The 21,092-nt window shown below is 56.1% G+C and carries 20 protein-coding genes; 14 read left to right on the forward strand and 6 right to left on the reverse strand.

Going from position 1 to position 21,092, the window contains the following annotated elements; all coding sequences use genetic code 11:
* Positions 1–345 precede the first annotated feature (345 nt).
* Positions 346–1,962 (reverse strand): long-chain-fatty-acid--CoA ligase, encoded by a 1,617-nt coding sequence (locus G5B42_RS05495; RefSeq protein ID WP_181339446.1) that lies wholly within the window; start codon positions 1,960–1,962, stop codon positions 346–348.
* 364 nt (positions 1,963–2,326) lie between these two features.
* Here G5B42_RS05495 and G5B42_RS05500 point away from each other — a divergent pair, with 364 nt between their 5' ends.
* Together G5B42_RS05500 and G5B42_RS05505 are read left to right on the forward strand one after the other, a co-directional pair.
* The gene (locus G5B42_RS05500; protein WP_181339447.1) at positions 2,327–3,082 is read left to right on the forward strand and encodes a YwmB family TATA-box binding protein; all 756 of its coding nucleotides are present in this window, start codon (positions 2,327–2,329) and stop codon (positions 3,080–3,082) included.
* Positions 3,083–3,158: 76 nt separating this feature from the next.
* On the forward strand, positions 3,159–4,007 hold the full coding sequence (locus G5B42_RS05505) for a cell wall hydrolase (RefSeq protein ID WP_231133268.1): 849 nt from the start codon (positions 3,159–3,161) through the stop codon (positions 4,005–4,007).
* Positions 4,008–4,098: 91 nt separating this feature from the next.
* Here the strand turns inward: G5B42_RS05505 and G5B42_RS05510 are convergent, their stop codons facing one another.
* Both G5B42_RS05510 and G5B42_RS05515 read right to left on the reverse strand, forming a co-directional pair.
* Positions 4,099–6,135: a transglycosylase domain-containing protein gene (locus G5B42_RS05510; protein WP_181339448.1), complete on the reverse strand. Its 2,037-nt coding sequence runs from the start codon at positions 6,133–6,135 to the stop codon at positions 4,099–4,101.
* Between the two features lie 246 nt (positions 6,136–6,381).
* Entirely contained in the window at positions 6,382–6,804 is a 423-nt protein-coding gene (locus G5B42_RS05515) for a hypothetical protein (RefSeq protein WP_181339449.1), read from the reverse strand.
* A 256-nt stretch (positions 6,805–7,060) separates the two neighbouring features.
* Here G5B42_RS05515 and G5B42_RS05520 point away from each other — a divergent pair, with 256 nt between their 5' ends.
* From G5B42_RS05520 to G5B42_RS05575, 12 genes are all read left to right on the forward strand, one after another.
* Positions 7,061–7,822 carry a Nif3-like dinuclear metal center hexameric protein gene (locus G5B42_RS05520; RefSeq protein ID WP_181339450.1) on the forward strand — a complete coding sequence of 254 codons (762 nt, stop codon included), beginning with the start codon at positions 7,061–7,063 and terminating at the stop codon, positions 7,820–7,822.
* A gap of 60 nt (positions 7,823–7,882) precedes the next feature.
* The gene (gene hflX, locus G5B42_RS05525; RefSeq protein ID WP_181339451.1) at positions 7,883–9,115 is read left to right on the forward strand and encodes a GTPase HflX; all 1,233 of its coding nucleotides are present in this window, start codon (positions 7,883–7,885) and stop codon (positions 9,113–9,115) included.
* Between the two features lie 106 nt (positions 9,116–9,221).
* A complete protein-coding gene (gene spoIID / locus G5B42_RS05530) occupies positions 9,222–10,163 on the forward strand; it encodes a stage II sporulation protein D (RefSeq protein ID WP_181339452.1) in 942 nt (313 codons plus the stop codon).
* Between the two features lie 116 nt (positions 10,164–10,279).
* Positions 10,280–11,074 (forward strand): M23 family metallopeptidase, encoded by a 795-nt coding sequence (locus G5B42_RS05535; protein WP_181339453.1) that lies wholly within the window; start codon positions 10,280–10,282, stop codon positions 11,072–11,074.
* Positions 11,075–11,168: 94 nt separating this feature from the next.
* Positions 11,169–11,459 (forward strand): sporulation transcriptional regulator SpoIIID, encoded by a 291-nt coding sequence (gene spoIIID / locus G5B42_RS05540; protein WP_181339454.1) that lies wholly within the window; start codon positions 11,169–11,171, stop codon positions 11,457–11,459.
* A 43-nt stretch (positions 11,460–11,502) separates the two neighbouring features.
* A complete protein-coding gene (gene mreB / locus G5B42_RS05545) occupies positions 11,503–12,525 on the forward strand; it encodes a rod shape-determining protein (protein WP_181339455.1) in 1,023 nt (340 codons plus the stop codon).
* Positions 12,526–12,614: 89 nt separating this feature from the next.
* Positions 12,615–13,349 (forward strand): flagellar hook-basal body protein, encoded by a 735-nt coding sequence (locus G5B42_RS05550; protein WP_181339456.1) that lies wholly within the window; start codon positions 12,615–12,617, stop codon positions 13,347–13,349.
* Between the two features lie 90 nt (positions 13,350–13,439).
* Positions 13,440–14,228, forward strand: coding sequence for a flagellar basal-body rod protein FlgG (gene flgG, locus G5B42_RS05555; protein ID WP_181339457.1), 789 nt, complete (start codon positions 13,440–13,442; stop codon positions 14,226–14,228).
* Position 14,229: 1 nt separating this feature from the next.
* Positions 14,230–15,192 (forward strand): flagellar basal body P-ring formation chaperone FlgA, encoded by a 963-nt coding sequence (gene flgA, locus G5B42_RS05560; protein WP_181339458.1) that lies wholly within the window; start codon positions 14,230–14,232, stop codon positions 15,190–15,192.
* A complete protein-coding gene (locus tag G5B42_RS05565; protein ID WP_181339459.1) occupies positions 15,189–15,761 on the forward strand; it encodes a flagellar basal body L-ring protein FlgH in 573 nt (190 codons plus the stop codon). Before flgA ends, G5B42_RS05565 begins: the two co-directional genes overlap by 4 nt.
* Positions 15,762–15,771: 10 nt before the next feature.
* Positions 15,772–16,923, forward strand: coding sequence for a flagellar basal body P-ring protein FlgI (locus G5B42_RS05570; RefSeq protein ID WP_181339460.1), 1,152 nt, complete (start codon positions 15,772–15,774; stop codon positions 16,921–16,923).
* Positions 16,924–16,952: 29 nt separating this feature from the next.
* The gene (locus tag G5B42_RS05575) at positions 16,953–17,300 is read left to right on the forward strand and encodes a rod-binding protein (RefSeq protein WP_181339461.1); all 348 of its coding nucleotides are present in this window, start codon (positions 16,953–16,955) and stop codon (positions 17,298–17,300) included.
* A gap of 271 nt (positions 17,301–17,571) precedes the next feature.
* Here the strand turns inward: G5B42_RS05575 and purD are convergent, their stop codons facing one another.
* The 3 genes from purD to purN all read right to left on the reverse strand — a co-directional run bounded on the left by purD (position 17,572) and on the right by purN (position 21,091).
* The gene (gene purD / locus G5B42_RS05580) at positions 17,572–18,846 is read right to left on the reverse strand and encodes a phosphoribosylamine--glycine ligase (RefSeq protein WP_181339462.1); all 1,275 of its coding nucleotides are present in this window, start codon (positions 18,844–18,846) and stop codon (positions 17,572–17,574) included.
* 102 nt (positions 18,847–18,948) lie between these two features.
* The gene (gene purH, locus G5B42_RS05585) at positions 18,949–20,490 is read right to left on the reverse strand and encodes a bifunctional phosphoribosylaminoimidazolecarboxamide formyltransferase/IMP cyclohydrolase (protein ID WP_181339463.1); all 1,542 of its coding nucleotides are present in this window, start codon (positions 20,488–20,490) and stop codon (positions 18,949–18,951) included.
* A complete protein-coding gene (gene purN, locus G5B42_RS05590) occupies positions 20,465–21,091 on the reverse strand; it encodes a phosphoribosylglycinamide formyltransferase (RefSeq protein WP_181339464.1) in 627 nt (208 codons plus the stop codon). The genes purH and purN overlap by 26 nt, the downstream gene beginning before the upstream one ends.
* Between the last annotated feature and the right edge of the window lies 1 nt (position 21,092).

The raw sequence follows: 21,092 nt of genomic DNA on the forward strand, positions 1-21,092 counted from the left end.
AAGATCTCGGGACGCTTCCGGCAAGCACCGTCCGTACCGCGAAGGGGGCGGTAAAATAAGAGGCAGAGACGTGGACAAATGGTAAAGGGGGAACCATAAAGGCAACCGCGACCGGCCGTCGGAAAACGGGAATTTTAGGGCCGGGGGAAGGCCGTCCAGTATTTTGACGAATCTTAACCGGCACAATTTACCGGCCAAGCAGCAGGTAACGGATAAGCACGGAAAAGCAATGAAGTTTGCGGTTTTCCTCCTGGTGTAAGCGAGGGAATTTATCGGCCATGGTCTTGGCAAAAAGAAAACCTGCCGGTTTTGGTGACCGGCAGGTTCAGTTTCAAATCATATAGCTTACAATCCCTCTTCCCGAAGCAGGCGCCGCAGGACTTTCCCGACGGCATTGCGGGGAAGAGCGTCGATGATTTGGATCTTCGGCACTTTAAATTTGGACAGGTGGTCAAGGCAGTATTGTCGCAGCTCTTTCTCCGTGACCGCCGCTCCCTCTTTTAAGACCACAAAGGCCTTCGGCACTTCGCCGCGGAGGGGATGGGGGATCCCGGTGACCGCCACTTCCTTGACGGCCGGGTGGGTGTAGAAGAAGTCTTCAAGCTCCCGGGGATAGATCTTCTCGCCGCCCATGATGATCATGTCTTTCAAGCGGTCGGCAATGTAGATATATCCGTCGTCGTCCATGTAGACGAGGTCGCCCGTGTGCAACCAGCCGTCCTCCGTAAGGACCAGCGCGGTTTCTTCCGGGTTGTTCCAGTAGCCTTGCATGACCTGGGGACCCTTGACGAGCAGTTCGCCGATTTCGCCGCTGGTGGTGATCTCTTCGCCCGTCTGCGGGTCGACGATCTTCACCTGCGTGTCGGAGATGGGAACACCGATGCTTCCGGGTTTAATCGTCCCGTAAATCGGAGTCACCGTGACGACGGGGGAACACTCCGAAAGCCCGTAGCCTTCCACCAGTTTCCCGCCGGTCACTTCTTCAAACCGTTTCTGGACGGCGGGGGGCAACGGTGAGGAACCGCTGACGCAAGCCCGGATCGAGCTGAGGTCATAACCCTGATTGTCGCGCATTGCGATCGCGGCGTACATGGCGGGTACACCCATGAAAAGGTTGGGTTTATACTTATTGATGGACTGCATGATTTCGTTGATGTCAAACCGCGAATGCAGGATGATGGAGGAACCGGTCAGAATCGGGCTGTTGATCGTGGTTGTTAGCCCGTAGATGTGGAAGAATGGGATTACCCCTAAGAAACGGCCGTCCCCATCGGTGTACACGTTTTTAAACCACTCCCGGAACTGGATGGCATTGGCCAACAAGTTGAAGTGGGTAAGGACCGCACCCTTGGAGCGTCCGGTTGTCCCGCCCGTATACTGGAGATTGGCGATGGCGGTGTGGTCGATGGGGACTTGCGGATCGGTGTCGGCTGCGTTGGTCAGCAGTTCTTCCAGGGAAAGAGCACCGGGGGCCGCCGGATTGCTGGCCGGATCAAGCTGTCCGGTTAAAGCGGTGGAAATGATCTTTAGCTTGGGTGTTTTTGCCTGTTCCATCAGTTGTACTGCTTCCACCGGGGCGACGATCACTTTCAACTGGGCGTCTTTGATGATGAAAGCCAGATCTTCACCGGATAACATCGGGTTGATCGGGACCGCGATCCCGCCCGAACGTAAAATTCCATAGTAGGCGATGAGAAATTGTGGGCTGTTCGGCAGGTAGATGCCGGCCGTGTCACCCGGGTTCAGGCCCAATTCAATCAGCACATTGGCCATCTTTGAAACAAGCGCATTAAACTCCCGGTAGGTCCACTTCTGGTCAAGGTAGATAAAGGCGGTGTGGTCGGGGTATTTGCGGCTGGTTTCGTGTAACACTTGCCCCAAAGTAAGCTTGGGGTATTCCAGGTGGGCAGCAACTCCTGGTTCGTACTGTTCCAACCATTTGGGTGTAGTACCGTTCTTCATTGCCGTTCTCCTTTTCTCCTTTCTAGCCTGAGCGTAATAGTCCCTTCTTAGTAAGCCACACGAACTTGTCCAAACAAAGTCGGCGTTGCGTGGAATTTGGGGTTACGTTCTTCAATGTTACGGTTGGTGTTTTGGGTTTAGGTGTAATGATCATAGGTAGGGATAGCTTTTAGAACCTACTAATTATACCAAGTAATAATAAGTTTCGCAATAGTTATTTTTACTCTTTAGTTACCTTAAATTACCCAAATAAACAGATTAGACCCGGAGACCCGCATTTGCCAGAAAAAATTACAGAAATGATGTTTAATTTCCTCCGGATTGGTAAATACTGATTGCAAAGACAATTTCCGGAGGGGTTAAGATGTTCAAGCGTTTCATCAGGAAAATGCTTTTTTCCTTTTGTTTTCTATTCCTCTTTACCATGCGTTACGTCGATCGAACCTTCAGTGTGGCCATAACTGATCTGCCACTTCTGGTTGGGTGGGAAGGCGTCGGGGTTCCCCTGGCCGAGATTCAGATTGAAGGCTGGAAGAAGCTGAACACTGATTTCATGGATACGCAGCAACTGGGGAAGCTTGCCGCCAACCTGGAGAAGCGGTTGAAACTGAAGACGGTCGCACCGCCGGTCAAAGGCGATGAACTTGATTTCAGCTATATAACATTGGAGGGCAGTTTGGAAGAACAAGTGACGGTCGTGATCACCCTCCAGTCGATCCGGGGCGACGCCGGTGGGGCGGAGACTTATTGTGGCGTGATTGCCCTTCCCAGTTCCGGGGAGATGCTGGCGGAAACGGTCCGCCGCTTGGAGCGGGCTTTTGCGACGGAAGTAGGCGAGATGCCTTTGGCGGTCATGTTGAGCGGGGTATGGCCCGGGCGGCTCGGCACCGGGGAGGCCTACCAGCTGATGAAGAGTGTCTTCCACCGTTTGCAGGTGACCGAGAGCAGCGGGGCCGCTGAATTTGAGTATGGCCGTTGGGCGGGGTGGAGCAGTTTGATTGGGGGGAAAGCCCAGCGCCCGGGGCGCGCTACCAACTTGGAGTTTGCCTACCGGTATGAAGCGACCGCCGACCAGACACGGATTGCCCTGGCTTCTCCGGTGTTGCCCGGGTATTTCTAAAAAAAGAAAAAGGAATTAACCGGGATGTGCCTAAAATTTACTGGAAACGGATTATTTTCCGGCCGGAGGTGGAACGATGAGGCACTATCCCGTAATAATTCTCCTAATTGTGCTCGCTTTATCTTTTCCGCTTGCCGCGGAGGCTTATTGGCAACTCGGTTTTGATTGGCAAGTTACGGAAGGGATTTCTCCCGAAGCGGTCAAATTAAACTGGTGGGTGGCACCCCGGTGTGGTGTACGTACGGTTTATGCTTGGGCCGAGCAGGATCTCGGTTTAGCCCTTGTTTACATCCCCCAAACCCGGTCCGCGTTCAACTCTTACGTGGGGCTGGGGGTGCGTGATCTCCTCGATAATAGCCGGTTGCCAATGGGCGAAAAGGTTGAGTTAACCGCCGGTGTTGAACTCCGTTTAAACCAGCTCATCCCCGGTCTTTCCGTAGCTTTGGAAGGCCGTTTGGTGACCGCCAACCTGGTGGGCGAACAAAACCAGTTGGCTCCGTTTTTCGGGTTTGCCCTCCATTTTGGAGCCACGCCGGTGGAAGTGCGGACCCCACGGGGGGTTGATGAAGACCTTTACCTGTTGGCCAAATTGATCCGGGCGGAAGCCGAAGGCGAACCCTATGAGGGGCAGGTCGCGGTCGGCGCGGTTGTTTTGAACCGGGTCAAAAGTCCCCAGTTTCCCAATACGATTTATGATGTGATCTACCAACCGGGGCAGTTCAGTTGCCTTCCCAAACTGGCCACCATCCAACCGAATGAAGAATCGCTGCGGGCGGCCCGGGATGCGCTGGCCGGGAAAGACCCTTCGCGGGGCGCTTTATATTATTACAACCCGAAGCTTGCTTCCCCGGCCGGGAAAAGGTTCTTCCGGACGGCAAATCTGACCCCGACGGTGGTCATCGGGAACCACCATTTCTTCAAATAAAGGAATTAAAAGATTACTACTGTTAAGGGTTATGGACTTGCTTAAAAAATTGACCCCAATCCGTACTCTGGGATTGGGGTTCACTTTTTATTTATTCGGACGGGGCTTTCTCCCGGGTTATTTTTTTCGGCCACGTGGTCAACCAACGCCAGATTTTATAGGAAGCGCTTTCCGGGACACGATTCTCGGCAAAAACCTCCAGGTAGGAATCTTTGTTGATCCAGGCGGGGATTGCCTGGCCCGTTTCCGCATCCACATGCGCCCAGACGATGCCCTCCGGTTCGGCGAAGGCGACCACCGGCAGGTTGGCGGTGATCCGGGCCATATAATCACGCCAGACGGCGGCGGCGGTCCCACCGCCGATCACTCCTTCTTTGTATCGCATCGGTTCTTCCTGGCGGTCGTTGCCGATCCAGACGGTTGTTAAATACTCGGGGGTGTAACCCACAAACCAGGCGTTGGTGTAATCGTTGGTGGTGCCGGTTTTTCCGGCTACCGGGCGGCCGTCGGGCAGTTTGGCCCGCTGCCCGGTGCCCTGATCAACAACGTCTTTTAGAAGCATGGTCATGATGTAAGCCGTTTGCGGGGTGATGACCTCCCGGGCCGGCTTCGGTTTAAAGGTTTTGATGGTTCTTCCCTGGTAGTCGGTGATCCGCACGACAGGGTAGGGTTTGCAGTACTGGCCCTGGTTGGCGAAGGACGTATAGGCGGCCGCCAACTCCAGGGGGGTGACGCCTTTGGTTAAGCCGCCGAGGGCCAACGGGGCATACCCAAGATCATTGACCTTTCCTTCCCGGACCAGACTCTCAATGCCCATCTGTTCCAGCTGGCCGGCAACGGTGGGGATCCCCAACGTCTGGACCAGTTGGACGGCGATGGTGTTCACCGATTCCCTGAGAGCCCGCCGGAGGGTGATCCTCCCTTGATATTCCCCGTTGTTGTTCTCCGGTGTCCACACCGTTCCGTTCTCCAAAGGAATTTCCAAGGGGTGATCGTCAAGGATCGTGGCGGCGGTAAAATTGTGTTCCAAAGCAGTCGCGTAAATAAAAGGTTTTATCGCCGAGCCCGGTTGCCGGTGGGCTTTGACGCTGCGGTTCAACGGGCTGGTTTGGTAGTCGCGGCCGCCGACCATCGCCAGGATCGCCCCGGTGGACGGGTCGAGGGTGACCAGGGCGGCTTCCGGCTGCACCGCCGCCGAGTAGCGGGGGAGGTGCTTAAGGGTAAGTTCCGCCGCCTGTTGGAAGTCCAGATCCAAAGTGGTGTAGATTTTATAACCGCCCCACAGCAGTTCTTCTTCGGTGAAGCCCTCCTCCGTGGTTAGGTATTCACGGAGGTAGTCGATGAAATAGGCGCCGACGGAAGACCTTGCCTGCTGCGGTTTGACGCCCAGATCTTTCGCGATGGCCGTTTGGTACTGTTTTTCCGTGATCAACCCTTGCTCCCACATCAAACGGAGGACCAAGTTCCGGCGGTTTTTGGCCACCTCCGGGTGCTTAAAGGGGGAATAGTTTTCTGGACTACGGATGATCCCGGCCAAGAGCGCTGCTTCTTCCAGATTGAGCTTGGCGGCGGATTTATCAAAGTAATAGCGGGCGGCGGCTTCAACGCCCACATTCCCGTGGGCCAGGTTAATGCTGTTTAAATAGAGTTCCAAAATTTCATCTTTGGTATAGGTTCTTTCAATCAGGAGCGCGTAAAACATATCCTGCAATTTCCGGGTGATGGTGCGGTCGTATGTCAACAGGGAGACTTTGGCCAATTGTTGGGTGATGGTACTCCCGCCCTGTTTCATGCCGCCGGGTAATAAAGTCTGGATCACCGCCCGGCCGATGCCGATGGGATCAAGCCCGAAATGGCGGTAAAAACGGGTGTCTTCGGTGGCGATCACCGCTTGTTTAAGGTAGGGGGAGATTTGGTCGAACGTAACCCAAATTTTGCGGTGGGCAAAGAGATCGCCAATCAGGCGGCCGTGGCGGTCGTAAACCTTTGAAACGTAACGCATGTTCTCCAGCTTGGCCCGGAGATCGCGCGGCAGGGAGACCGTGGCGAAGAGGAATCCCACCAGAACTAGGAGGGCGAAAAGGACATAGTAGGAGCGGGGAATATGGCGTTTTTTACGTTGGCTCATGGTATCATCTCCGCGTTCAATTTGCATAAGAGTTTGTTGTTATATTTATTTATATTCTGCGTTCGCCGAACGGAAAGATCCAAAAACATGATCACATTATAACTACTATCATATTCAAACCGGTTTGACCAGTAGTATAACTTGTTAAGAAGGAATAATTCTGGAAGCAAAGAAAAACCCTGTTGCGGAGAACAGGGTTCCAAGGGGACTGGCAGATCCATTTTTTCATAATGTTTCGCTTCAAAACTAAAAGTAATAATGAAAACCGCCGCCAAAATCAAAGCCGGTGTCCGGCAGGATATTCATGCCGAAGTCAAGGGAGAAACCGAGACGGGAAAGTTCTTTAACCTTTAGCGCTTTAAAGACGAAAAATTCGATCCCGACGCCGGCACTGACGGCAACATCTTCGTTGTCTACAAAACCAAACTCACCAAAGCCAAAGAAATTGTAATTGGCGTCCTTGGCCAGTTTGTACACACCTCTGAGCCCTAAAGAATCGCCGGAGAGCAAACCTTGGACGGACAGGTCGGGAGACAGGTTGAATTTTCCGCTAAAACATAAGTCGTGGCTGTCATAGATCCCGAGTCCAAAGTCGGCGGCGCTGGCACCACCCACCGTCAGGAGGAGGAACAGTAGGGACAGGGTGAGGACCAATAAAGTTTTGCCCACGAAACACCACTCCTTTTTTAATTTTGCCGATAAGGATCATTTCCGGCTGAACTTTTAGCTCTATTATATCTCTCCGGGGATAAACTAAGCAATGGCATATTACCAGGAGCTGACGTCCAATCCGGTTGGTTCTTGTTTAAGTTTTTTTCAGATGACAGATCCGAAGGGAGGAAAATCCACGGTTAACTAAGAATATACAATTATGTTTAGTTCATTTGTGTTTGTTTGGGTGGGAGGTTCATCGTGAGGTGATCACTTGATCGAGTTAGAAAAGTTCCAAGCGATAATCGAAGAACTGGCTCCGGCGGCGCTGGCGGACAAGTATGATCCTCCCCACTTCTGGCGCAAACCCGGTAAAAAACTGCAGAAGATCGGGGTTTGTGTTGATCCGACCGTTCAGAATGTACGGATGGCACAGCAAGACGGTGTCGATCTCTTAATTTCGCACCACCCCTGTTTCGAGCAGGACGAAGAGCTCTTTGCCGGGCAGGAAATGGGTGTTTTTGTTTTGCACAGTGCTTGGAATAAAGCCCCCGACGGCAATACTGCAGTGCTGGCCCGTTTGTTGAACCTTCGCGAAACGGTTCAGGACGGTGAGTTGCTGACCGGCCGGGTTGAGGTGAGCCTGCGCGATCTGCTTCTCTCCTGCCAGCGCCTGTTAAACACACCGGTGATGCCGTATGTCGGGGATTTGAATGCGAAGGTCCATCATGTGCTGCTCATTTCGGGGCCGGGCTTTGCCCCTTTCTATAAGGAAGAGTGGGACAAGTATATTGCCGGGGGGTGTGATACCATTCTCTCCGCCGAACTGGGCCGGTTTGCCCTCTCCTATCTCTCCCGGCATAATATAAAAATGATCGATTTAGGCCATAGTGCGATGGCCCGCCCGGGGATGGAACACTTGGCCTATACGCTCCAGACGCGGTTGAAGATCTTCCAGTGCCAGGTAAATTTTTATCCGGACTTATATGCGGTTAATTACCAAACGGCCTCGTTCTATCCGGGGATCGAGAACTGAGTAATAAGAAGATAAGAAAATTATAAGCAGAAAAACTTTTTGCTTTCTGGGGGGTTATGGGTGGCAAACGACCAGAGGGAAAAGGCGATTATTGCCGGCAGCGAAGAAGAGGGGAGTTTGGATGAGCTTGCCGCCTTGGTTGAATCAGCCGGGGGTCAGGTGGTGGAACGACTGGTTCTGCGTCGCACCAAACCTGATCCGGCTTTTTTTCTGACGGAAGGGAAGTTGTGGGAGCTAAAAAAGTTGGTCGGGGCGAAGGATGCTGCCCTGGTCGTCTTTGATGAAGAACTCACGCCGGTCCAGACCCGGAACCTGGAGGAAGAAGTGGCGGTTAAAATTATCGACCGGACGGGTTTGATTTTGGATATCTTTGCGCAGCGGGCGCGGACCAAAGAGGCCAAGTTGCAGGTGGAAAAGGGCCAATTGGAGTACCTCTTGCCCCGGCTCACCGGGGAAGGAGTCAACCTCTCCCGTTTGGCCGGGGGGATGGGCACTCGGGGACCGGGGGAAACCAAACTCGAAGCGGACCGGCAGCGGATCCGGGCACGGATTGCCGTTTTGAACCGGCGCTTAAAACAGGTGAAAGCCAACCGGCGGCTGCAGCGGGCACCCCGGCGCCGCCTCTCCTGGCCCGTCTTGGCGTTGTTCGGCTATACCAATGCGGGGAAATCCACCCTGTTTCGTTGTTTGACCGGGGCCGACGTCCACGTGGAAGACCGGTTGTTTTCCACGTTGGATCCGACTTTCCGCCGGCTGACTTTCCCCAACCAACTGGAGACTTTGCTCATTGATACGGTGGGGTTGATCCGGAAGCTTCCCCACCAGTTGGTGGATGCTTTCCGGGCCACTTTGGAAGAGCTTTACGAGGCCGATCTTCTGTTGCATGTGGTGAATCTGGCCAGTCCCTATATGGAAGAGGAGTACCAGGCCGGGATTGAACTCCTCCGGGAACTGGGGCTCGAAAACAAGCCTTTTATTACGGTACTGAATAAGAGGGATTTGGTTCAGAATGAGTTTACCCTCCTCCGGGCGGTGCGGGCGTTCCCGCACGCGGTGGCGATCTCGGCGCGGACCGGCGCCGGCGTGGATGAGTTGAAGAACAAAATTGTGGCGATGCTCTCCGCCCATGTCGACCGTGGGGCTTTTTTCATCCCCTTTACGGAAGGTGGCTATCTCGCGCTCCTGCACGAAAAGGGCAAGGTGCATACGGAGGAATACCGGGCCTCCGGCGTTTACCTGGAAGTGGAGCTGCCCAGGATCTGGGCTGAGCGATTACGGCAGTTCCGGGTTTGATCGCCGGTCAAACCGTAACCGCCGGCCAGGCGGTACGTAATTAAAGCGCATAATCCTCCTCCTTCGGGCATAGGGTAGAATGTTAAACTGCCGCTGGAGGATGGGAATGAGACAGTTAATCGGCCTTTTTCTTTTTATCTTTGTGCTCCTCTGTTTATTACCGCTCTTTCTGGTTAAATGCACACCGGCTCCACCGGGGATCACCGTTCAACTTTACTTAAATGAGGAAAAGAAAATAATCGCCCTTGATCTGGAAGAGTACGTGAAGGGCGTGGTGGCCGCGGAGATGCCGGCCGAGTTTGACCTGGAAGCGTTAAAAGCCCAAGCGGTCGCGGCCCGGACGGTGGCGGTCCGGCGGATGCGGCGTTTTGGCGGGACCGGTTATCCGGCGGCGCCGGGTGCCGATTTGAGCGACGATGTTCGTGACTCCCAAGCCTGGCTCGGCCGGCGACAGTTGATCGCCAAATGGGGTCTGTGGAATTACCCCCGTTACTGGCGGAAGATCAGCGCGGCGGTGGAAGGGACCAGCGGACTGATCCTGACCTACGAGGGTCGGCCCATTGATGCTCTTTACCACTCGACGAGCGGCCCGCGGACTGCCAATGCGGAGGAGCTGTGGGGCAAGCCCGTTCCCTACCTGAAGAGCGTCCCCTGTTCCTTTGGCCAACATTCTCCGCGTTACCGACAAGAACGGGTATTTACGGTGCAAGAACTCCTTTCCGCCCTCGGCCTGGCGGAGGAAAGGGCGGCCGGTGGCTTAGCGCTTCGGATTTTGAAGCGGACGCCCAGCGGGCGGGTGGATACCATGCAGATCGGGACTCATGTTTTTTCCGGAACCGAGCTTCGTTCCCGGCTGGGGTTGGCTTCAACCAATTTCACCGTCCACTCGCGCGAGGGAAAAGTGGTCTTTACGACGGTCGGGTACGGCCACGGGGTTGGGCTGTGTCAATACGGGGCTGATGGCATGGCAAAGGCGGGCAAGACCTTCCAGGAGATTCTCCAATATTACTATCAGGGCGTGGAACTTAAAAAACTGCGTCTGAACTGAAACGCGGTACAGAGGATAAACAGCGGCCGACGGGGCCGTTTTTTTTGTCCGTCTGATGGATAAATTAGGATCAATTGGGAAAACTAGCATCTAAACTGTCCTTTGAGGTGACCGCGATGAGCACAGGAAAGCAAGGCAAACTGGACTTCAAAATGGGCTGGTCCGGGCGTTTGGCCCGGGGCTGGGCCCGGTTGAAACAGATCCTCGCTCAAACCTTCCGGCTGAGCCGCCGGGGCTGGACCCGGCTTGTGGTGCGCGAGCGGTTTCTGGTTGGGGCGTTATCTTTTCTGGCCCTGACCACGGTCGGCTGGGGAATCGGCCGCCGGCTCAGTCCATCGGCTGCGCCCATGCCTTTGGTCATCGAAGAAAAACCGGCGGTCTCGGCGGAAACGGGGGCCGGCGATTATGAAACTTTACTCCGGGAGCTCCAAGCGGAACTGGCCGCGCTCCAGGCCCAGATGAAGACCGCCGATCCGGCCCAGACCGCGTCAGAAGCGGAAGCCGGGCCGGTCTTCAATCCTTTAAAGCTGACGCCACCCGTAGCCGGGAAAGTAACCAAGCGGAGCGGGTGGGAGAAAAAAGCCGGTGAGTGGCGCTATCATTCCGGGGTTGACCTTGCCGTTCCTCCCGGCACGCCTGTGGTGGCCGCGGCGGCGGGTACGGTGGGGGCGATCAAAACCGATCCGGCCCTGGGCACGGTTGTGGTGCTTGACCACGGCCAAGGCTGGCAGTCTTTGTACGGACAGCTGACCGGGATCCAGGTTGTTACCGGACAGCAAGTAGGCCAGGGCGCGCTTTTGGGTTACAGTGCACGGACCAGTTGCGGCCCGGCCCCGGGCATCCATTTCAACCTTTATCATCAGGAAAACCCGGTTGATCCGTTGACGGTCTTAAATTTGACCCAGCAATAGCGCCGGGAACGGGCGGTTGACCAAAAGGTCCAGGTTATATTGTTCCTCCTCCACCCATATAATTTAGTGAAAAATCACGGGAGAGGGTGGGGGAGTGAAGGACTATATTCAACAGCGCGTGCTTGACCTGAGTAGGTTTATTGTCAAGGAGAAAGCTACCGTTCGCCAGGCCGCCGGACATTTCGGCGTCAGTAAAAGTACGGTCCATAAGGACGTAACCGAGCGCCTACCTGGTATTAATAAAATCTTGGCCAAGGAAGTCAAGCGTGTTTTGGAGAAGAACAAAGCGGAACGCCATATCCGCGGCGGGGAAGCAACCCGCCGGAAATACCAGACTAAGCTAGAAAAGGGGGAAAAAAAAGGAGGATATTCCAAAATAGTATAGAAAATATCGTTGTGCATAATTTACTCCGTTGGGGGGCGCAGACATGTTGAATCTCTCTTGTGATATCGGAATTGATCTTGGAACGGCCAACATTCTGGTGTATGTACGGGGTAAAGGCATTGTCGTGCGGGAACCTTCTGTACTGGCCTTAGATAAAGAGACCGGAAAGATTCTGGCTGTTGGTGAAGAAGCCCGGCGCATGATTGGTCGTACCCCCGGGAACATCGTGGCCGTGCGGCCGCTGAAGGATGGCGTCATCGCCGATTATGACGTGACTGAGACGATGCTCAAATACTTTATCGAAAAGGTCAGCCCGAAACCAAGATTATTCCGGCCACAAGTGGTTGTCTGTATCCCTTCCGGGGTCACCAGCGTCGAAAAGCGGGCCGTGCTTGAAGCGGCTATGCAAGCCGGCGCCAAGAACACCTATTTGGTTGAGGAACCGATGGCGGCGGCGCTCGGCGCTGGAATTGACATTTACGAAGCCAGTGGGAATATGGTTGTCGACATGGGCGGCGGGACGACGGATATCGCCATTATTTCCCTGGGTGGTATTGTGGTCAGCCAGTCGCTGCGGATTGGCGGCGACAAATTTGACGAAGCCATTATTAAATACATCAAAAAGATGTACAACTTGATGATCGGCGAGCGGAGCGCGGAAGAGATCAAGATCCAGATTGGTTCCGCCTATCCGGAGGGGGAAGGCAAAAGCATGGAGATCCGGGGCCGGGATCTGGTCACCGGACTGCCGCGGACGATCACCTTTACTTCCGCCGAATCCTTCCAAGCCATGGCCGAGCCGATCAATAGCGTGATCGACGGGATTAAAGCCGTTTTGGAACGGACCCCTCCGGAACTGGCCTCCGACATTGTGGACAAGGGGATTGTGCTCACCGGCGGCGGTGCTTTGCTGCATGGTTTTGAAAAACTATTAAAGGAAGAGACCGGAATACCGATACATTTAGCAGAGGATCCTCTGTCCTGTGTGGTATTGGGAACCGGCAAAATCTTAGAAAACATCGACAAAGACAAAACCAACTTGGTCGTTGGGAGCCGTTCCGTTTAACCATACCATACATAGACCGAACGATTGGCAACAAGGGCAGCGGGGAGACTCACTGCCCTTTTTTAATTTCTGGACAAGGAGGTGAGAAAGTGCTCAGAGGATTGTATACGGCGGCCAGCGGGATGAACCTTGAACTGAACCGGCAGGATGCGATCGCCAACAATCTAGCCAACATTAACACGATTGGTTACAAGAAGGATGACATGATTGGGGCCTCTTTCCATGCCGAGCTTTACTATGCCCTTGACCGCCGGTCGGTCCAGCCCATCGGGTTCGCACCGCTGGGGGTCGAGACGGATGAGTTCTATACCAATCTGGCCACCGGGAGTATCCTTACCACCGGAAACCCCTTGGACGTGGCGATCATCGGGGCCGGATACTTTGTGGTCGATAACGGGGTCAACCAGGCACTGACCAGGAACGGCCACTTCACCAGGAACGCCGATGGCTATTTGGTTAACGACGACGGTGATCTGGTTTTAGGCGAGAACGGGCCAATCCGTTTGGACGGGCCGGTTGAGATCGGTACCGACGGCGTCATCCGGTCCAACGGCCAGGTCGTTGACCGCTTGCTGGTGGTGATGCCCGAGAACGAGGCTTTTTTGGTGAAACAGGGGCACAACCGTTTCCTTTACGACGGCGAATGGACAAGGCTGGAAACGGCCGTGGTGGAACAGGGCGCTCTCGAAAATTCCAATGTGAACGCGATTGAAGAGATGACGAAGATGATCGCCGTGACCAGAGCTTATGAGAGCAACCAGAAGGTGATTGCCGTCGCGGATGAAATTATGAGTAAGATTGCCAATGAGATCGGGCGGCTTTAAGCGAGGGGGCTGGACCTTTAAAGGAGGTCCCCTGGACAACCGTTGAATGACCGAGACGGTTGGAAGATTGAAATCAGGGAGGTACGGAAATTGATTAGAGCACTTTGGACAGCCAGTTCGGGAATGATTGCCCAGCAAACCAACATCGATATTATCTCGAACAACCTGGCGAACGTGAACACCGTTGGTTATAAAAAATCCCGTGCCCAGTTTCAGGATTTGCTCTACCAAACAATCCGGGCGGCCGGGAGCACGACCGCCCAGGGGAGCATGAACCCCACCGGATTGCAGGTGGGCCACGGGGTACGGTTGATTTCGACGAGTAAATCCTATGAACAGGGCGATGTGATGCAGACCGGCAATGCCCTTGACCTGATGATCGAGGGTGACGGCTTTTTCCAACTGTTGTTACCCGACGGAACCATCGGTTACACCCGGGACGGCAATTTCAAAATCGATGGGGAAGGGCGGATTGTCAATAATGACGGCTATATCCTCCAGCCGGAGCTTTGGATCCCCGAAAATGCCACTGATGTCATTGTGGGGTCCGACGGGACGGTCAGCGTGATCCTGGCGGGGGAGGAAATGCCCCAAGAGATTGGCCAGATTGAACTGGCGCGCTTTTTGAACCCGGAAGGGCTGATTAATATCGGGCGTAACATTGTCCGGCCTTCGCTTGCCTCCGGGGAGATCCAGTACGGAACGGCCGGGATGGAAGGCTTTGGGACCATTGCCCAGGGTTACCTCGAGATGTCCAATGTCAAAGTGGTGGAAGAGATGGTCAATTTGATCGTCGCCCAGCGGGCTTACGAGGTGAACTCCAAAGCCATCCAGGCGGCCGACGAAATGCTGCAGACGGCAAATAACCTCAGACGGTAAAATGAGAAAAGCCTGGTTTTTGGTGCTGCTTAGCATATTGCTCCCGGCCGGAATGAGGCCGGTGGCGGCCGCCGGTCCCCAAGCGGTCATCACCATCCCCCCCGCGGTGGAGGTGGAAGGGGAGGAGCTTGAACTGGGGAAGCTGGCGACGATTGAGGCGGAACCCGTCCTCCGGGAGAAGATCAGCCGGATCAAACTGGGCCGGGCCCCGCGCTTTGGGGAAACCGCTTCCCTTTACCGGACGAATGTCGTCTATATCCTGGACCGGTCGGGACTGGCGGGTACCTATACCCTAGAGATGCCGGCGAAAGTCACGGTGACCAGGGCCGGCCAGCTGGTGACGGCGGAGCAGATGCTGGCGGCCATTGAAGCGTATATCGGGGCGCAAGCCGCTCCCGAGTGGACAGGCTGGCGACTGGAACCGGGCCGTCTCCAGGAGCGACGGGTTCCCCGGGGCGAGCTTGCCTACCGGTTGGAAGGGGACCGTACACCGCCCAAACCCGGTGTGAACACCTTTCGCTTGGGGATCTTGGTGGACGGAGCGGTTTTTATCACGGTACCCGTGACGGTGCGTTTGGCCATTGAGGCGCCGGTTTACGTCAGCACGCAACCGCTAAACCGTCACGCCGAGATCACCGATGAGATGGTGCGCCGGGAGGTACGGGAACTGGCGACCGGCCACGAATGGTTGGGAGAACTGGCCGCCGGGCGATACCGGGTGACCCGTGATCTCCCCGCGGGGCGGGTACTGCTCCTCGGGGATTTGGAAGAAAAACCTTTGATTACGAAGGGAAGCAAAGTAAGGTTAATTCTTGAATCCGGGCCGATTCAGGTGGAACTGACCGCGCAGGCGGAAGAGGATGGCTGGTTGAATCAGGAGATTATCGTGACCAACCTGAGCAGTAACCGCCGGTTGACGGCGACGGTGGTGGGACCCGGATTGGTGGAGGTGAAATTGAAATGAAACGGATCGTCCTCTTTTCTCTGGTGGGGATCCTCCTTCTCGCCGCTGCTGGCGTGGAAGCGAGTTCATTGTGGACAGAGGAAAGTGGTTCCTATTTTATAAAACCGCGGCGCGAATTCCGCGTCGGCGATCTGCTGACGATTGTCATTTCGGAACAGTCCCAGGCTACTTCCAAGACGGGGGTTAATTCCGATGAGGGTAGCTCAATCGTAGTGGGACCGGGAGCCGGCTTACTGACCGACCTTCTTCCCTACTTGAAAGGGTCCGTTAGTACCTCCTATGACGGGGCGACAGGGACGAATAAGGCCGGAAGTTTGAAAGCCCAGCTAACCGTGAGGATTGTTGCGATCGATGCCAACGGCAATCTCTGTTTTGAAGGCTCGAAAGAGATCATGGTCAACCGCGATCTCCAACGGTTGACTTTCAGCGGCGTGGTCCGGCCGGAAGATGTGGGCCGGAACAATACGGTCCTCTCCACTTATGTCGCCGAGGCGAAGATCGACTACGTGGGGAATGATTATGCGACCCAGAAAGGACTCTTGACCCGTGCTTTTGAGTGGTTGTTCTAGGGGACGTGAGGTGATTATTTTGGGACAAAGGAATAAGCGGCAGTGTTGGTTGGCCTGTTGTCCCTTTTTGTTGATCTTGCTTATCATCTTTCTTCTGGCCCCGGCCGCTTCGGCCCAAGAGGCGGGGGGCGTGGCGGTCCGGATCAAAGACGTGGCCCGTCTGGTCGAAGACCGGCCGAACCAGTTGACCGGGTTTGGTCTGGTCGTTGGTTTGAACGGGACCGGTGACAGCAGCCAGGGTTTTGCCCTGGAGATGGTCCTGAACTTCCTGGCTCACCATGGTTTTACCGTGGACCGGGAGAACATCCGGGTCCGGAATGTGGCTGCGGTTGCCTTGTCGGCCACTTTGCCCATGTATAAACAGAACGGGGACGAGTTGGAGGTAACCGTCTCTTCCATTGGCGACGCGAAAAGTCTCCAGGGGGGAGTTCTCCTGCAATCGCCCCTAACGGGGGCTGACGGGCGGGTGTATGCGGTAGCCCAGGGGCCGGTGGTGGTAGGCGGCTTCACCGCCGAGACCAGACTGGGAAGCCGGCAGACGACGAACCAGCCGACGGTTGGTTTCGTCCAAGCCATCGTGGAGAATACGGTCCCGGTGCAGGCGGGGCCGGGTGATGCTTTACGGTGGGTGCTGACCAACCCGGATTATTCGACGGCCAGCCGGATGGCCCAGGCGATCAACACATACTTGGGCGCGGAGCTGGCGGTGGCCGAAAGCAAGGCGGAGGTCCGGGTGGCCATTCCCGAGGCTTACCGGTCGAACCCGGTGGGTTTCGTGGCTTCAATCGAAAACATCCAGATCACACAAGAGCAGACGGCACGGGTGGTGGTCAACCCCCGGACCGGGACGATTGTTTTTGATGAAAATGTCCGCATTGCTCCGGTGGCGGTGACCCGGGGCAACATTACAGTAAGGATCAGCGCGGGGCAAAGGGTGTCCCAACCGTCCCCGTTGTCCGCCGGTCAGACGGTGGTCACCACCAACGAGTCCTTGGAAGTGGCGGCCGAACCCGGTGCCCTGGTGGCGTTGCCCGCCGGGACTTCCCTGGCCGAAATCGTCCAGGCCTTAAATGCGGTGGGGGCAACCCCGCAGGATATCATCAATCTGATTATTGCCATCGACCAGGCCGGGGCTTTGTATGGCGTTCTGGAGATCCGGTAAGCGGGATGGGTTTGAGAGGGGAAAAGGCGATGAAGATCGATTTGCAAACGGTCCAGACAAGACAGACGGCCATGAAAACTTCGCCGCCGGCCAGGACGGCGCAACCGGCGGCCAGCGATGAAGAGCAGCGCTTGCGGGAAAAGTGCCGGGAATTTGAGGCCATCCTCCTTCAAAAGATGGTGGAAGTGATGCAGGGTAATACCGGCCTGTTCGGTCAGGGCGTCCAGGGTGATTTTTTCCGCGGCATGTTTGCGGAGTACCTCGCCAAGGAGTTGGCGCAGAATCCGGGTTTGGGCCTGACGGAGAGCATTATGCGGGCGCTGAGCGAGCGGGCCAACGGGCGGACTAACGAGCAGACTAACGAACGAACTAATTAGAAAATACTCTAATATGGCTTTAAAATTAACGCGACCTGGCGTATCGATATAAAAAATGAAAGATGAAAAAAGCGTGCCCTTTGGGCACGTTTAATTTTGCTTGTAGGTATTCTGGCCCCCACCGGTGGTTCCGGCAAGCTCCGATAGGTTCGGCATGCTCCTGCCTGGCCTTTACTTGGCTTTTGTGCTTGGCTTTACTACCGGTTTTGGTCTGTGCGCTCTTTTGGGGACGGTAAAGCCGGAGCGGGTGTAGAGTGCTTTCTGGTGCCGTTCAGGTCAGGCGGCTACCGCGCCGTCCGATGTCGGTCCGGTAGTGGGCGCCGTCGAAATGGATGGTGCGGACGGCTTGGTAGGCTTTATCCAAGGCGTCCTGGCGGGTCTTCCCCCAGGCGGTGACGGCGAGTACCCGCCCGCCGGCCGTGACCAAGTCTTCGCCTTGGAATGCCGTCCCGGCGTGAAAAACATAAACGTCAGGCATGGCGGCGACCTGCTCCAGACCGGTGATCCGTTTCCCGGTGGCATATGGCCCCGGGTAACCGCCGGAAGTCATGACCACACAAGCCGTATGGTGATCATGCCAGGTGATGGTTTGCTCCGTCAGGCGCCGGTCGATGATGGCCTGGATGATCGGAATGAGGTCGCTTTGCAGGCGGGGCAGAATGACCTGGCATTCCGGGTCGCCAAACCGGGCGTTGTACTCCAGGACTTTGGGCCCATCCGCCGTAATCATCAGCCCGGCATAGAGTACACCCTGGTAAACAATGCCTTCTTGGCGCAGGCCGTTGATGGTGGGGCGTAAGATCTCCGTTTCGATCTGTTGTTGCAGTTCCGGGGTGAGGAGGGGCACCGGCGAATAGGCCCCCATCCCGCCGGTGTTGGGGCCGGTGTCATTGTCATAGACCGCTTTATGGTCTTGCGCTGCCACCATGGGGACAATCGTTGTCCCGTCGGTAAACGCCAATAACGTCAGTTCTTCACCGCGCAGATACTCTTCAATGACGATCTGGCGGCCGGCCGCCCCAAACTCCTGGTCGACCAGCATCCGGCGGACCGCGGCTTCGGCTTCGCCGACGGTGGCGGCGACGACCACCCCTTTTCCGGCGGCCAGTCCATCAGCTTTGATTACAAGCGGGGCCCCTTTTTCCCGGATGTAAGCGCAAGCTTCTTCCGCGGTGGTAAAGGTCCGGCTTTCGGCCGTTGGAATCCGGTATTTGGCCATCAATTGTTTGGCAAAGACCTTACTGGCTTCCAACTGGGCGGCGGCTTTGACGGGGCCGAAGATGGCCAGGCCCTCCGCTTGAAAACGGTCGACAATCCCGGCGGCGAGGGGCGCTTCCGGCCCCACCACTGTCAGGTCGATCCGGCGCTCACGGGCGAAACCCAACAGCGCTTCGATATCATCAGCGGCAAGCGGGACGCACCGGGCAAGGTGGGCGATCCCGGCGTTGCCGGGGGCACAGAAAATTTCACGCACCAGCGGGCTCTGTTTAATCTTCCAGGCCAGCGCATGCTCCCGTCCCCCGCTGCCCACAATTAAAACCCGCATCTTTCTCCTCCTTCCTCTGCACGAACACGCGGCGTTGTTCCGTCCCTGCCAGGGAGTTTTTTTATTTCCAAGGGAATTTAAACAGTTCCGCACCAGTTCTTTTCAGTGTTTAAAATAACGGGTGCCGGTAAAGACCATGGCCAGGCCCTGTTCATTGCAGGCGGCGATTGAATCCTCGTCCTTGACCGAACCGCCCGGTTGCACAATGGCGGCCACGCCCGCCGCGGCGGCGACGTCAACCGTGTCCCGGAAGGGAAAGAACGCATCAGAGGCGAGGACACTGCCGGCCGCTTTGGCTCCGGCTTGGTTAATGGCGATCTGGGCGGCCCCCACCCGGTTCATCTGTCCGGCCCCGATCCCGATGGTCTGTCCGTTTTTCACCAGGACAATGGCGTTGGACTTCACATGTTTCACCACTTTCATCCCGAAGACCATGTCCGCCAACTGTGCGGGGGTGGGTTCTTTCGTGGTCACCGTCCGCCAGCCTTCCGCACTGATTGTTGATGTATCCAGGGTTTGCAGGAGCAGGCCGCCGGAGACCTTTTTCAGGTCGATGGTCTCCCGTTTCTCCGGTAAGGGGATCTCCAACAGGCGCAGATTCTTTTTCCGGGTCAGGATGGCGAGGGCTTCGGCGCTATAGGCCGGGGCGACGATGACCTCAAGAAAAATCTCCGCCAGTTTTTCCGCGGTACGCCCGTCCAGGGGACGGTTGACCGCTACGATGCCGCCGAAGATGGAGACCGGGTCGCTTTCGTAGGCGCGGAGAAAAGCGGAATAAAGGTCCTCGCCGATGGCAACGCCACAAGGGTTGGTATGCTTGACGGCCGCGGCGGCCGGTTCGTCGAACTCGAGGACCAGTTCCCAGGCGGCATTTAGATCGTTCAGGTTATTAAAGGACAGGGCTTTGCCGTGTAATTGCTTGCCGGTAGCCACCGTTCCCGGTTTGGCCTGTGGTTCGCGGTAAAAAGCCGCCTGTTGCTGGGGATTCTCTCCGTAACGGAGTTCTTCGGCCTTTTCGAAGGGGAGAACCAGGGTCGCCGGGAACAGGGGCGCACTTTGGGTCTGCTGCGCCAGCCACCGGGCGATCATCGCATCATAATAGGCGGTATGGTTAAAGGCCTCCACGGCCAGGGCAAACCGGGTCTCTTCGCTGATGGTGCCTTTCTCCGCCAATTCCGCCAGGATTGCCTGGTAGCGGGCGGGATTAACGACGATGGCGACATGGCGGTAGTTTTTGGCGGCGGCCCGGACCATGGTCGGCCCGCCAATGTCGATATTTTCGATGGCTTCTTCGAGGGTCACCCCGGCTTTGGCGACGGTGGCGGCAAAGGGATAGAGGTTGACGACGACCAGGTCAATGGGGAGAATGCCGTGCTCTGCCATCTGGCGGCGGTGCTTTTCCAGCTCGCGGCGGGCGAGCAGGCCCCCGTGGATCTTGGGATGGAGGGTCTTGACCCGGCCGTCAAGAATCTCGGGAAAACCGGTCAATTCGGAGACGCTCTGCACCGGGAGCCCCGCTTCGGCCAGTGTCCGCTGGGTACCGCCGGTGGAGACAAGGGTATATCCTTGCGCCACCAAGCCGCGGGCAAACTCCACCAGACCCGTTTTATCCGAGACGCTAAGCAAGGCCAGTTTCTTGCTCATCGATGAAACACCTTCTTCCAATGATTTTGATCTTTCCCCGAACCCACAGGTCAATGGCCTGCGGATAAAGACGGTGTTCAAGGGTGTGAATCCGTGCTTGCAAGCTTTCGACAGTATCATCCGGCCGGACGGGGATGGCTTCCTGTAGAATGATCGGCCCCGTGTCCATCCCTTCATCGACAAAATGGACGGTACAGCCGGTCACTTTAACCCCGTAGGCCAAGGCGTCGGCGACGCCGCGGGTACCGGGGAAAGCAGGTAAGAGGGAGGGGTGGATATTCATAATCCGGTGGCGAAAAGCGGCGACAAACTCGGGCGTGACCAAACGCATAAAGCCCGCCATCACCACCAGGTCAACCTGTTTTTCCTGCAGGAAGGCGATCATGGCGCGGTCATAGGCTTCGCGGGAAGGATAGTCTTGACGGCGAAAGACGTGGCTGGGGATCTTGTGTTTTTCTGCCCGGACCAGCGCATAGGCCTCCTCCTTGTCACTGACCACCACGACGATCTTGGCGTTGGTGATCCGGCCCGTGTTGATGGCGTTGATGATGGCCTCCAAGTTGCTGCCGTTGCCGGAGACTAAAACCGCAATCCTTTTCATC

The sequence above is a fragment of the Capillibacterium thermochitinicola genome (assembly GCF_013664685.1).
GTDB lineage: Bacteria > Bacillota > UBA4882 > UBA10575 > UBA10575 > Capillibacterium > Capillibacterium thermochitinicola.

Bases quoted from the DNA above. Each gene is read 5' to 3' on its own strand.
- G5B42_RS05495 (WP_181339446.1), bottom strand. From the start codon at position 1,962: ATGAAGAACGGTACTACACCCAAATGGTTGGAACAGTACGAACCAGGA.
- G5B42_RS05500 (WP_181339447.1), top strand. From the start codon at position 2,327: ATGTTCAAGCGTTTCATCAGGAAAATGCTTTTTTCCTTTTGTTTTCTA.
- G5B42_RS05505 (WP_231133268.1), top strand. From the start codon at position 3,159: ATGAGGCACTATCCCGTAATAATTCTCCTAATTGTGCTCGCTTTATCT.
- G5B42_RS05510 (WP_181339448.1), bottom strand. From the start codon at position 6,135: ATGAGCCAACGTAAAAAACGCCATATTCCCCGCTCCTACTATGTCCTT.
- spoIID (WP_181339452.1), top strand. From the start codon at position 9,222: ATGAGACAGTTAATCGGCCTTTTTCTTTTTATCTTTGTGCTCCTCTGT.
- G5B42_RS05535 (WP_181339453.1), top strand. From the start codon at position 10,280: ATGAGCACAGGAAAGCAAGGCAAACTGGACTTCAAAATGGGCTGGTCC.
- mreB (WP_181339455.1), top strand. From the start codon at position 11,503: ATGTTGAATCTCTCTTGTGATATCGGAATTGATCTTGGAACGGCCAAC.
- flgA (WP_181339458.1), top strand. From the start codon at position 14,230: ATGAGAAAAGCCTGGTTTTTGGTGCTGCTTAGCATATTGCTCCCGGCC.
- G5B42_RS05565 (WP_181339459.1), top strand. From the start codon at position 15,189: ATGAAACGGATCGTCCTCTTTTCTCTGGTGGGGATCCTCCTTCTCGCC.
- G5B42_RS05575 (WP_181339461.1), top strand. From the start codon at position 16,953: ATGAAGATCGATTTGCAAACGGTCCAGACAAGACAGACGGCCATGAAA.
- purD (WP_181339462.1), bottom strand. From the start codon at position 18,846: ATGCGGGTTTTAATTGTGGGCAGCGGGGGACGGGAGCATGCGCTGGCC.
- purH (WP_181339463.1), bottom strand. From the start codon at position 20,490: ATGAGCAAGAAACTGGCCTTGCTTAGCGTCTCGGATAAAACGGGTCTG.
- purN (WP_181339464.1), bottom strand. From the start codon at position 21,091: ATGAAAAGGATTGCGGTTTTAGTCTCCGGCAACGGCAGCAACTTGGAG.